The organism is Microbacterium awajiense (assembly GCF_039536545.1).
Taxonomy (GTDB): domain Bacteria; phylum Actinomycetota; class Actinomycetes; order Actinomycetales; family Microbacteriaceae; genus Microbacterium; species Microbacterium awajiense.
Genome location: NZ_BAAAYU010000001.1, coordinates 994,949 through 1,007,002 on the forward strand (window position 1 = coordinate 994,949; position 12,054 = coordinate 1,007,002).

Consider the following 12,054-nt stretch of genomic DNA (forward strand, 5'->3'; position numbering starts at 1 on the left):
TAGGCTGGGCGCTGTGACGACGACCGGCGAGCAGCTCCTGCCCGTCGCACCGCCTCCGAAGCCCACGCTCTACGACCGCTGGGCCGCGCGCGTCGCCGCCGATCCGCGGCTCGAACGGCTCTGGCGCTGGCTGGCGCCGACCGTGCTCACCGCTCTGGCGTTCCTGCTGCGCGTGATCAACCTGGGTCATCCGCACGACCTCGTCTTCGATGAGACGTACTACGTCAAGGACGCCTGGTCGGAGTGGAACCTCGGCTACACCGCGACCTGGCCCGAGTCGGCCGATGAGCGCTTCGTCGACGGCGAGACCGACATCTACACGACCCTCGGATCGTTCAGCGTGCATCCGCCGCTCGGCCGCCTGCTGATCGCGCTCGGTATGGCCGCGTTCGGAGCCGACAACGGCTGGGGCTGGCGCATGGCGGTGTGCCTGGCGGGCACCGCGCTCGTGCCGGTGCTGTACGTGATCGCGCGTCGCCTGACCGGCTCGATCGCGTTCGCGTCGATCGCCGCGCTGCTGCTGGCCGTCGACGGCATGGCGATCGCGATGAGCCGGGTCGCGCTTCTCGACGGTCTGCTCGCGCTGTTCGTGCTGCTGGCTTTCTTGTTCGTGCTGCTCGATCGGTCGCGTCATCTCGAACGCCTCGACGCCGGCATCGCCGCTCGACGCGCGGGCGACCAACCACCCGCGTGGGGACCTGTGCTGTGGAACCGTCCCTGGGTGATCGCCGCCGGTGCCGCCGTGGGTGCCGCCACCGCCGTGAAGTGGTCGGGGCTCTACGTCGCGGCCGGCCTCGGCATCTATCTCGTGGTGACCGACGCCCTCGCCCGGCGCCGCGCGGGCGTGGCGTTCTGGCCCACGGATGCGGTGCGCCAGGGTGCGGTGTCCTTCGTGCTGTTCATCCCGATCGCGTTCGCGGTGTACCTCTCGTCGTGGATCGGGTGGCTCACCAGCGACGGCGGCTACGACCGTCACGCCGTCGACGCGTCACCGGCGGAGGGGCTGTGGGCGTGGGTGCCGCTGCCACTGCAGAACCTGTGGAAGTTCCATCAGGACGTCTACGGCTTCCACGTCGGGCTGTCGAGTCCGCACGGCTATATGAGTCCGGCGTGGCAGTGGCCGCTGCTGGTGCGACCGACCTCAATGCACTTCGCACGCGACGAGTACGGCCAGAACGGCTGCCTCGCCCCGGAAGGCTGCGTCGAGAACGTCTACAGCATGCCCAATCCGCTCGTCTGGTACGCCGCAGTGGCGGCGGTGCTGTGGCTGTGCTGGCGGTTCGTGATCGCGCGCGACTGGCGGATCGCGTTCGCGCTGACCGGCGTGGCCGTCACCTACGTGCCGTGGCTGCTGTACGCCGAGCGCACGATCTTCCAGTTCTACACGGTCGTGATCGTGCCGTTCCTCATGCTGTCGCTCGCCTTCGCGCTGCGCGACATCGCGGGTCCGCCGGGGGCGGATGCCTATCGGCGGGCGACCGGCCAGCGACTCGTGATCGTCTTCCTCGGCGTCGCGCTGCTGGTCGCGGCGTTCTGGTATCCGGTCGTCGCGGGCATCCCGGTGCCCGAGTGGTTCTACCGCATGCACAACTGGATGCCCGGCTGGGTCTGAGTCAGTCGCGCAGATCCTCGGGATCGGTCACCGGCAGCTCGCACACGAAGTCGCGGCAGTCGTAGGCCGCCGCACGGCCGCCGCGCAGATCCTTGGCCTCGAGCAGCGCGAAGCCTGCGTCCTGCCAGGCCCGCGCCTGAGCCGGCGAGACGACGAGGACGAGGTCCGCGGCGCGGGTGCGCGCCACCTCCGCGAGCGGATGCCGCGCATCGGGCGCGACGACGACGAGCTGGCGCGGCGGCACGGCGGCCCGGGCGGCGACGCCGAGAAGAGCGCCGTACGCGAGGGGCTGCGTCACCGCGGTCGCCCCGTACGTGCGCAGCGCCCGCTCCGCGGTCCGGCGGAACGGGTCGCCGGCGCCGAGCTCCCACAGCGTCAGGGCCGCATCGGCGATCGAGGACGGACCCGAGGGCTCGTCGCCGTCGGACGCGGCGTCGACGGCCGCGATGCGCTGCTCGCGAAGCACCGGGTCTCCTCCGCCGGGCACGGTCGGCGGGCCGTCGTCCGGCGTGCAGGCGCGTACGAGGTCGCGCGCGGCGACCGCGTAGGCCACCTCTCCGGTCGCGACCGCGAGGGCGAGGAGTCCGCCCGCGAGCTGCCCGTAGTCGGCGAGCGTCGCGGTCGCGCGCGACGCGATCTCGTCGAGCGATGCGCGAACCAGGAGCCCGTCGTCGTCGACGTTGGTCTCGAGTACCGCATCGGCCGCCCGGCGCGCGGCCTGCTCGGCGCGGTCGTCGCCGGCGCGGGCCGCCGCGCGCGCCAGGGCGCCGATCGCCAGACCGTTCCAGCCCGTGACGACCTTGCCATCGACGGCCGGCGGATCCAGCTCGGCGCGTGTCGCGGCATCCCGGGCGTAATACCCGCCCTCGCTGCGGGCGCCGTCGATCGTCGACTCGGAGTCCTGCGCGGCGCCGAACCCGCCGGCGGGCTGCTGCAGCACATCGACGAGGAATCCGATGATGCCGTCGGCGGTCGCGGTGTCGCCCGCGTCGAGCGCGGCGTCGAGCAGCTGCGCGTTGTCGGTGAGCATCCGCTCGTAGTGCGGCACCGTCCAGTCGGGACGGGTGGCGTACCGGAAGAAGCCGCCTTCCACGCCGTCGCGCAACGGCGAGGCCGCCATGACGGCGAGTGCGCGATCGGCGACCGCCGCGGCGTCGGGCGCGCGTTCGCGCACCAATCGCGCCTGCAGGAACCGCACCGCCGTAGCGACCGGGAACTTCGGGCCGCCGCCGTCGCCGAAGCCGCCGTGCCGCGGGTCCTCACGAGCCGCGAGCGCGCGAGCGGCGTGCACCACGGCCTCGGCGTCGGGGATCGCGGCGTCTGCGTGCGAAGCGGCGGCGAGCGTCTCCTGCAGCGCCGACACCACCGCGTCGCCGGTCGCGGTCACCTCGTCCCGACGCTCGCGCCACGCCTCGGCGACCGCCGCGAGCACCTGCCCGAAGCCGGGCACCCCCGCGCGCGGTTCGGGCGGGAAGTACGTGCCCGCGTAGAACGGCCGCCCGTCCGGCGTCGTGAAGACCGTCAGCGGCCAGCCCAGGTTCGGCGTGAACGCCGCGGCGGCGTTGAGGTAGGCCGCATCCACTTCGGGGTGCTCTTCGCGATCGACCTTCACCGACACGAAGCCGCCCGCGAGCATCGCCGCGATCGCGGAGTCCTCGAACGACTCGCGCGCCATCACATGGCACCAGTGGCACGTCGAGTAGCCGATCGACACCATCACGGGCACGTCGCGCCGTCGCGCCTCGGCGAACGCCTCCTCGCCCCAGGCATGCCACGGCACCGGATTACCGGCGTGGGCGCGCAGGTACGGGCTGCGCGAACCGTCGAGGCGGGAGGCCATGGACCCGGCTCAGTTCACCTCGTCGGGGTGGGCGCTCACGCGCCCCGACCCGTCACCCGGATCGAGCGCGTCGATCGCCGTGAGCTCTGCGGCGGTGAGCGTGAAGTCGAAGACGTCGAGGTTCTCGGCGAGTCGCTCGCGGCGCACCGACTTGGGGAAGACGATGTTCCCCTTGTCGAGGTGCCACCGCAGCACGACCTGGGCGGGCGTCTTGCCGTGCGCGGCCGACGCCGCCGTGACCGGCCCGGCGCCGAAGAGGTCGTACTTGCCCTGTCCGAGCGGACCCCACGCCTCGATGCGCACGTCGTGCGCGGCCGCCCACTCGGCGACCTCGCGCTGCTGGTAGGCGGGGTGCACCTCGATCTGGTCGACAGCGGGCGTCACACCGGTCTCGGCGACGATGCGCTCGAGGTGCGGCACGAGGAAGTTCGAGACGCCGATGCTCGATGTGAGCCCCTTCTCACGGAGTTCGATGAGCTTCTGCCATGCGTGCACGTAGTTGTCACGGGCGGGAGTCGGCCAGTGGACCAGATAGAGGTCGACGCGGTCGAGCCCGAGCTTGTCGAGACTCTCGGCGATAGCGGCATCCGGCTCGTCGCCGTCGTGACGGTCGTTCCACAGCTTGGTCGTGACGAAGAGCTCGTCACGCGGGATGCCGCTCGAGGCGATGGCCGCGCCGACGCCCTCCTCGTTGCCGTAGATCGCCGCCGTGTCGATGTGGCGGTAGCCGAGCTCGAACGCCTCAGACACGGCGCGCTCGGTGTCGTCGGCCGGAACCTTGAAGACGCCGTAGCCGAGCTGCGGGATCGTGTGGCCGTCGTTGAGCGGAAGTGAGGTGATGGTCATGCCACCAGCCTACGAGCCGGTCAGTCCGTGGGCGCGGGCTCGACCATCCACCACTCGGTGAACGACGCGCAGCGGTCGCCCTCGAAGCGGAGGACCCAGATGTTGCGGTACGTATCGGCTCCGGGGTACACGGTGCGCCCCTCGATCACGGCGGTGTCCTCCTGCTGGGCGACCGGATGCCACGTGAAGGTCGGCACCGACGGCTCGTCCTCGTCGATCCACCACGCCACGATCGCGTCGCGGCCGCGGATCGGCTCGGCGTACGGCTGGGTCCGGTACTCGGCGTCTTCGGTGAACAGGGCGGCGATGTCGCCGGCGTCGTCGGAGGCCCACGCCGCCTCGTACCCGGCCATCCATTTCGCGATGTCGATCATGCCCACACCGTACGTCGCGTCGACGACACGGTGCCAGGCCCGCACGTCGACTCCGGCCTACGATGGAGGGCTATGTCCGCGCCCGATCCCGTGATCACATACCCGCCGGAGCTGCCCGTCAGCGCCGCACGGGACGAGCTCGCGCGGGCGATCACCGACCACCAGGTCGTGATCGTCGCGGGGGCGACCGGGTCGGGGAAGACGACGCAGCTGCCGAAGATCTGCCTCGAGCTCGGTCGCACCCGCATCGCGCACACGCAGCCGCGGCGGATCGCCGCGCGCACGATCGCCGAACGCATCTCCTCCGAGCTCGAGGTGCCGCTGGGTTCGACCGTCGGCTACACCGTGCGGTTCACCGACACGGTCTCGGACGACACGCGGATCGCCCTCATGACCGACGGCATCCTGCTCAATCAGATCCACCGCGACCGACTGCTGCGCCACTACGACACGATCATCGTCGACGAGGCCCACGAGCGGTCGCTCAACGTCGACTTCCTGCTCGGCTACCTCGCCCGCATCCTGCCGGAGCGACCCGACCTCAAGGTCATCATCACCAGCGCGACGATCGATCCCGAGAGCTTCGCCGCGCATTTCGCCGGGCCCGACGGTCCCGCGCCCATCGTCGAGGTCTCCGGCCGCACCTACCCCGTCGAGATCCGATACCGCTCGCCCACCGATGAGACCGAGGACGACGTCGACGGGATCACGGCGGCGCTGCGCGAGCTCGACCGCGAACCCGCGGGTGATGTGCTCGTCTTCCTTCCCGGTGAGGCCGAGATCCGCGACGCGATGGATGCCGTACGTGGCATGTACGCGAAGGATGCCGCGCCGACCGAGGTGCTGCCGCTGTACGGACGCTTGAGCGCGGCGGAGCAGCACCGGGTGTTCGAGCGTTCCCAGACGGCGGGCGTACGGCGACGGGTGATCCTCGCCACCAACGTCGCCGAGACGAGCCTGACGGTGCCCGGCATCCGATACGTGGTGGACACCGGCACGGCGCGCATCTCTCGATACAGCAATCGGGCGAAGGTCCAGCGCCTGCCGATCGAGCCCATCTCGCAGGCATCCGCCCAGCAGCGCTCCGGTCGCGCCGGCCGCACGTCGCCGGGCGTGGCGATCCGCCTCTACGGCGAGGACGACTTCACCACGCGCCCGGAATTCACCGAACCCGAGATTCTGCGCACGAGCCTCGCGTCGGTCATCCTGCAGATGCTGTCGCTCGGCTTCGGCGACATCGCCGACTTCCCCTTCCTCACGCCGCCCGACTCGCGCGGCGTGAAGGCGGCTCTCGATCTGCTCGTCGAACTCGGCGCGGTGCGGGACGATCGCGGCGGACGCACGAAGCTCACCGACATCGGGCGACGCATCGCGCGGCTGCCGATCGATCCGCGGTTCGCCCGGATGCTGCTGGAAGCCGAGCGCACGAAGGTGCTGCCCGAGGTGCTTGCGATCGTCGCCGGCATGTCGATCCAGGACGTGCGCGAGCGGCCCGAGGAGCACCGCGAGGCCGCTGACCGCCTGCACGCGCGGTTCGCCGACCCCACCGGCGACTTCCTCACGCTGCTGAACCTGTGGAACCACCTGCGCGAGAAGCAGGGCGAGCTCGGCTCGAGCGCCTTCCGGCGCCTGTGCCGCGCCGAGCACCTGAACTACGTGCGGGTGCGCGAATGGAACGACGTGCATCGGCAGCTGAGCTCGCTGATGGGGGTACGCCGTCGTGATGCGGCATCCGACTCACCCGATCCCGACACCGTGCACCGCGCGATCCTCGCGGGGCTGCTCTCGCATCTCGGAATCCGCGACGACCGCGGTGACGGCGCCCGCAGCGGACAACGGGCCGGGGGCAAGGGCAGACCGCAGGCGCAGTACCGCGGGGCGCGCGGAACGAGCTTCGCGATCTTCCCCGGCTCGGTGCTGCGACGCAAGAGCCCAGATGCCGTCATGGCGGCCGAGCTCGTCGAGACCAGCCGCCTGTTCGCCCGCACCGTCGCCGCGATCGATCCGGCCTGGGCCGAGCCGCTGGCCGGCGATCTCGCCAAGCGGTCGCTCAGCGAGCCGCACTGGTCGAAGGACGCCGGCGCCGCTTCGGCGTACGAGAAGGTCACGCTGTTCGGCGTCGAGATCGTCCCCCGGCGGCGGGTGCAGCTGGCGCGGTTCGACCGGCCGTTCGCACGCGAGCTGTTCCTGCGGCACGCGCTCGTGGAGGGCGAGTGGGATCCGTCCGGCCTGGACAAGCGCCTCAGCGCCTTCGAGCGGCGCAACCGCGAATTGCGGCGGCGCCTGGAGCGCGTCGAGGAGCGGGAGCGTCGGCGCGACATCCTGGTCGGCGACGAGGCGGTGTATTCGTTCTACGCCTCGCGCATCCCCCGCGACGTCTTCGACGTCCGCTCGTTCGAGACGTGGTGGCGGGAAGCCGCGACCCGCACCCCGCGGCTGCTCGACATGTCGGAGGACGATCTCGTCGACGAGGCATCCCGCGGCAGCGAGCGCGACTTCCCCGCGCGATGGCAGCAGGGCGACCAGGTGCTCTCGCTCGCCTACCGGTTCGAACCCGGCGCCCCGGACGACGGCGTCACGGCCGTCATCCCGTTGCCTCTGCTGGCCCAGGTTCGGCCCGACGGCTTCGACTGGCAAGTGCCGGGCATGCGCGACGAGCTCATCACCGCGCTCATCCGGTCGTTGCCGAAGGCGATCCGCCGGCACGTCGTGCCCGCCGCCGACTGGGCGGCCCGGCTGGGCGAAGAGCTCGCCGGAGTCGGGCCCGAAGATCACGGCGGCTTCCCGCCCACCTCACTGCGTGACGCGCTGGCCGACCGCATCCGGCGCGTGGCGTCACAGCCGGTGACCGCGGCCGACTTCGATCTCGCACGCGTGCCCGGGCACCTCGGGATCTCGTTCCGCGTCGTCGACGGCCGCGGACGCACCGTCGGCAGCGGTCGCGACCTCGTCGCGCTCCAGCAGCAGCTGGCAGGTCGCGCGCGCGACTCGGTGGCGCGCTCGGTCACGCAGCCCCCGCGCGGCCCGAAGCCGCGCCTCGGCAACGCACCGACGGCCGACGACAGCGCTGGACCTTCGTACGCCGAACGCACCGGCCTGACCGAGTGGCCGGGCGGCGATCTGCCCGCGGTCGTCGACACACGGGTCGCCGGCGGTGTCGTGCGCGGCTACCCCGCGCTCGTCGACGAGGGTGCCGCCGTGGGGGTGCGCATCGAGTCGACCCCCGATGCCGCGGCGACGGCGACCCGCGCCGGCGTGCGGCGCCTGCTGCTGCTGGCCGTGCCATCGGCGAGCACCTACGTGCTCGAGCACCTCACGCAGCCCGAGAAGCTCGCTCTCGCGGCGTCGCCCTATCCGTCCGCGCGCGCCCTGATCGAGGACTGCCGTGTCGCGCTCGCCGACGCCGTTCTCGACCGGGTCGCCGGCGACCTGCGCACCGAGCGCGCATTCACTGCCGCCCGCGACGCCTTCTCGGCCGGCGGTGTCGACGAACTGTTCGACGCGGTGTCGCTGACCGCACGCATCCTGACCGCGGCCCGCGAGGCCGAGAGGGCCGTGCGCGGGCAGAATTCGATGACGCTGCTCGGCGCCCTCGGCGACCTGAAGGCGCAGATCGGCGGTCTCGTGTTCGACGGTTTCGTCTCGCGAACGGGGGTCGCGCGGCTCGCCCATCTGCCGCGCTACCTGCAGGCCGCCCGTCTGCGCGCCGAGGGGCTCTCCGACAACCCGGGCCGCGACCGGCAGCGGATGACCGAGTTCGAACGCGCGTCGGCGATGTTCGCCGAGGCGGGGGGCACGGTCCCGCTCTCCTCGGATGCCCCGCCCGGCCTGACGCACGCCCGGTGGCTGCTCGAGGAGTACCGCGTCAGCCTGTTCGCACAGCAGCTCGGGACCGCCGAGCCCGTCTCGCTCCCCCGCATCCAGAAGGCGCTGCGCGCCCCCGCGTGACCCCCCGGGGGCCTTCCACCCTCGGTTTGGGGCGCATTTCCGGCATCGGGGCGCGGAAATTCCCGCCCCGAACCAGGGAATGCGCCCCGAACCCGTCACGTTGGCGGCGAGTATGGCTCACGCGATCACGTACGACCGCTTCGGCGGGCCCGATGTCCTCTCCCTCACCGAGATCCCCGATCCGGTGCCGGATGCCGGTGAGGTGGCGATCGCGGTCGAGGCGGCCGGCGTCAATCCCATCGACATCAAGCTGCGCACCGGCGCGCGCGCCTCGGCCCCGCTCGACGGTCCGCGCGGGGTCGGGTTCGACGGCGCCGGCGTGATCTCGGGCGTCGGCGAAGACGTGTCGGGGTTCGCGATCGGCGATCCGGTGGTGTTCTTCGGTGTTCCCGGTGCCTACGCGACCACGGTGGTGGCCCCCGCCGCGCACGTGCAGGCGCGACCGGCGGCGGTCTCGGCAGCGGAAGGCGCGGCAATCGGCATCCCGGTCGGCACCGCCTATCAGGTGCTGCGGTCGCTGCGCGTCCGCTCCGGCGACACGCTGCTGCTGCACGCCGGGTCGGGCGCCGTCGGCCAGGCGGCGATCCAGCTGGCCGTGCTGTGGGGTGCCCGGGTCGTCGCGACCGCCTCGCCGCGACGGTTCGCCCGCGTCGAAGAGCTGGGTGCGACGCCGGTCGCGTACGGCGACGGACTGCTCGGGCGCCTGCGCGAGGCATCGCCCGACGGCTACTCGGTCGCGCTGGATGGCGCGGGCACCGACGAGGCGCTCGACACCTCGCGCGCCCTCGTCGCCGACCACGATCGGGTCGCGACGATCGTGCAGGGGGCGCGCGCGGCCGAGCTCGGCATCCGTGCATTCTCGGGCGGCTCGCCCCAGCCCCTCACCGAGATCGAGCAGACATGGCGCCGAGAGGCCGTGCCGGTCGCGCTCGCACTGCTGGCGGCCGGTCGGTTCTCGATCGAGATCGCCGCGTCCGTCCCGCTCGCCGCCGCCGACGACGCGCAGCGCCTGGTCGAGTCGGGCGCCGACGGCAAGGTCGTCCTCACACCCTGACCCGGACTCAGGTCGCGTCGGTGAGGAACGCGCGGTAGAAGTCGATCCCGCGCAGCCACACCGCGACACGGATCCGCTCGTCGGGAGCGTGGAGCGCGTCGCGCTCGGCGCGCGTCAGGTGGAACGGCGTGAAGCGGTACACGTGGTCGCTGATCGGCGTGAACCACCGGCTGTCGCTCGCGCCGAGTTGCAGATAGGGCGTGGTGAGCACGTCGTCGCCCAATGTCGCCGACACCGCGCGCGCGATGCGCCGCCACTGCGGCCCCCGCCACGGCGAGACAGGCGACGGGTCGGATCCGTGGCGCACCTCGATCTCGACGTCGTCGTCGCCGATCACACGGCGCACCCGCTCGGTCGCGCCCTCGACGGTGTCGCCCGTCAGCAAGCGGATGTTGACGGATGCCCGTGCCGTCGTGGCCAGCACGTTCTCACCGGGCGCCCCGCTCAGCTCGGTGACGACCGCGGTGGTGCGCACGACCGCATTGGTCTCGGGTCCGAGGCGCGAGAAGACCGCGGCGACGGCCTGCCCCGTCACGGAGGTGCGACGGAAGGCCGTGCGCAGCGGTTCGGCGACGTGCGGAGCCACTGTCGCGAGCATCGCACGCACCGGCGGGGCGATGCGGCGAGGGAACGGCCGGCGCCGCAGACAGTCGATCGCCCGCGCCAGGCGCGCCGTCGCCGGCATCGCCGGCGGAGTGGACGCATGTCCGCCCTCGGTGCGGGCCGTCAGCACCAGCGTCATCACCCCGCGCTCGGCCACGCCCACCATCGCCGTCGGCCGCGCGAGGCCGGGCACGACGCCGTCGACGACCGCGCCGCCCTCGTCGAGTACGAGGTCGGGACGGATACCGCGCTCGGCCAGCAATGCGACGATCGCCTGCGCACCGTCGCCGGCGGTCTCCTCGTTGTGGCCGAATGCGAGGTAGACGTCACGCTCGGGCTCGAAGCCCTCGTCGATCAGGGACTCGACGGCCTCGAGGATCGCGACGAGCGACCCCTTGTCGTCGATGGCGCCGCGCGCGTGCACGACGGTGTCGTCGCCCTCGCCCGTCGTGATCGCCTCGAACGGCGGATGCTGCCACTCGGCCTCGACCACCGGCACGACGTCCTGGTGCGCCATCAGCACGACCGGAGCACCCGAGCCGCGACCGCTCCACCGGTAGAGCAGCGAGTGACGGGCGACCACCTCGCGATCGAGCCGATCATGGATGAGCGGATACAGACGCTCGAGGGCCTGGTGGAACCTGTCGAACGAATCGTGGTCGATCAGGCTCTCGTCGGCGTGCGAGACGGTGGGGATGCGGAGCAGTTCACGGAATCGGTCGAGGGGTCCGGACACCCGACGAGCCTACCCGCCGCTTCGCCTGAACCCGCGGCCGTCGCTACGCTCGACACCATGAACGGACTTCGATGGGGCATCCTCGGTCCGGGCGGCATCGCCCGAGCCTTCACTCGCGACCTGCGGCTCGCCGGACTCGACGTCGCGGCCGTCGGCTCGCGACGCGCCGAGGTGGCGACGGCGTTCGCCGAGGAGTTCGGGGTGGCCCGCGTGCACACCTCGTACGACGACCTCGTGGCCGATCCCGACATCGACATCGTGTACATCGCGACACCGCATCCCTTCCACGCCGAACAGGCGATCCTCGCGTTGCGCCACGGCAAGCACGTGCTCGTCGAGAAGCCGTTCACGCTCACCGGCGCCCAGGCCCGCGCGGTGCGCGAGGTCGCGCGCGAGACCGGCCTGCTCGCCATGGAGGCGATGTGGACGCGATACCTGCCTCACATGGAGCGGATCCGCGCCCTGGTCTCCGACGGCGCGCTCGGCGACGTGCGAGCCGTTCTCGCCGACCACACGCAGCGGATCTCATCCGACCCGTTGCACCGCTTGAACAACCTCGAACTGGGCGGCGGGTCGCTGCTCGACCTCGGCATCTATCCGATCTCGTTCGCGTGGGACATCCTGGGTGCGCCCACCGCCGTTTCCGCGGCCGCCCGCATCGGCGAGACGGGAGCCGACGTCGAAGTCGCGACGATCATGACCCACGCGGGCGGCGCGTTGTCGACCTCGCTGTCTGCGTCGCAGTCGGCGGGGCCGAACGTCGCCCACGTCGTCGGCACGGAGGCGCGCATCGACATCGACCGCGTCTGGTACAACGCGAGTTCGTTCCGCCTCACCCGCCCCGACGGCACCGTCCTGGAAGACTACGTGTCGCAGGTCGACGGCCGCGGCATGCAGTATCAGGCCCTGGCAGCCGAGCGTCTCGTGGCCGCCGGCGCCACCGACAGCGACGTCCTGCCGCTCGACGAGACGGTCGCGATCATGGAGAACCTCGACGAGATCCGCACGATCGTCGGCGTCGACTACCCCGGTCAGGAGTGA

At 71.9% G+C, this 12,054-nt stretch carries 8 protein-coding genes; 4 read left to right on the forward strand and 4 right to left on the reverse strand.

The genetic code is table 11. From position 1 onward, the window contains the following. The first annotated feature begins 13 nt into the window (after positions 1-13). Entirely contained in the window at positions 14-1,612 is a 1,599-nt protein-coding gene (locus ABD663_RS04970) for a dolichyl-phosphate-mannose--protein mannosyltransferase (protein WP_344736766.1), read from the forward strand. Between the two features lies 1 nt (position 1,613). Here ABD663_RS04970 and ABD663_RS04975 read toward each other — a convergent pair whose 3' ends face one another. From ABD663_RS04975 to ABD663_RS04985, 3 genes are read right to left on the reverse strand one after another with little or no spacing between them, the layout of a single operon-like run. Further along, positions 1,614-3,452 carry a thioredoxin domain-containing protein gene (locus ABD663_RS04975; protein ID WP_344736767.1) on the reverse strand — a complete coding sequence of 613 codons (1,839 nt, stop codon included), beginning with the start codon at positions 3,450-3,452 and terminating at the stop codon, positions 1,614-1,616. Positions 3,453-3,461: 9 nt separating this feature from the next. Next, positions 3,462-4,298, reverse strand: a complete 837-nt coding sequence (locus ABD663_RS04980) for an aldo/keto reductase (RefSeq protein ID WP_344736768.1) — start codon at positions 4,296-4,298, stop codon at positions 3,462-3,464. Positions 4,299-4,318: 20 nt separating this feature from the next. Beyond that, positions 4,319-4,672 (reverse strand): nuclear transport factor 2 family protein, encoded by a 354-nt coding sequence (locus ABD663_RS04985; protein ID WP_344736769.1) that lies wholly within the window; start codon positions 4,670-4,672, stop codon positions 4,319-4,321. Positions 4,673-4,744: 72 nt separating this feature from the next. Here ABD663_RS04985 and hrpA point away from each other — a divergent pair, with 72 nt between their 5' ends. Beyond that, complete coding sequence (hrpA, locus tag ABD663_RS04990; RefSeq protein ID WP_344736770.1) at positions 4,745-8,620, forward strand: ATP-dependent RNA helicase HrpA; 3,876 nt, start codon at positions 4,745-4,747, stop codon at positions 8,618-8,620. Positions 8,621-8,732: 112 nt separating this feature from the next. After that, positions 8,733-9,674 carry a quinone oxidoreductase family protein gene (locus ABD663_RS04995; RefSeq protein ID WP_344736771.1) on the forward strand — a complete coding sequence of 314 codons (942 nt, stop codon included), beginning with the start codon at positions 8,733-8,735 and terminating at the stop codon, positions 9,672-9,674. A 7-nt stretch (positions 9,675-9,681) separates the two neighbouring features. On the opposite strand, the gene ABD663_RS05000 is transcribed toward ABD663_RS04995, so the two are convergent. After that, positions 9,682-11,013, reverse strand: coding sequence for a M20/M25/M40 family metallo-hydrolase (locus ABD663_RS05000; protein ID WP_344736773.1), 1,332 nt, complete (start codon positions 11,011-11,013; stop codon positions 9,682-9,684). A 57-nt stretch (positions 11,014-11,070) separates the two neighbouring features. Between ABD663_RS05000 and ABD663_RS05005 the strand changes: the two genes are divergently transcribed. Then, entirely contained in the window at positions 11,071-12,054 is a 984-nt protein-coding gene (locus ABD663_RS05005) for a Gfo/Idh/MocA family protein (RefSeq protein ID WP_344736774.1), read from the forward strand.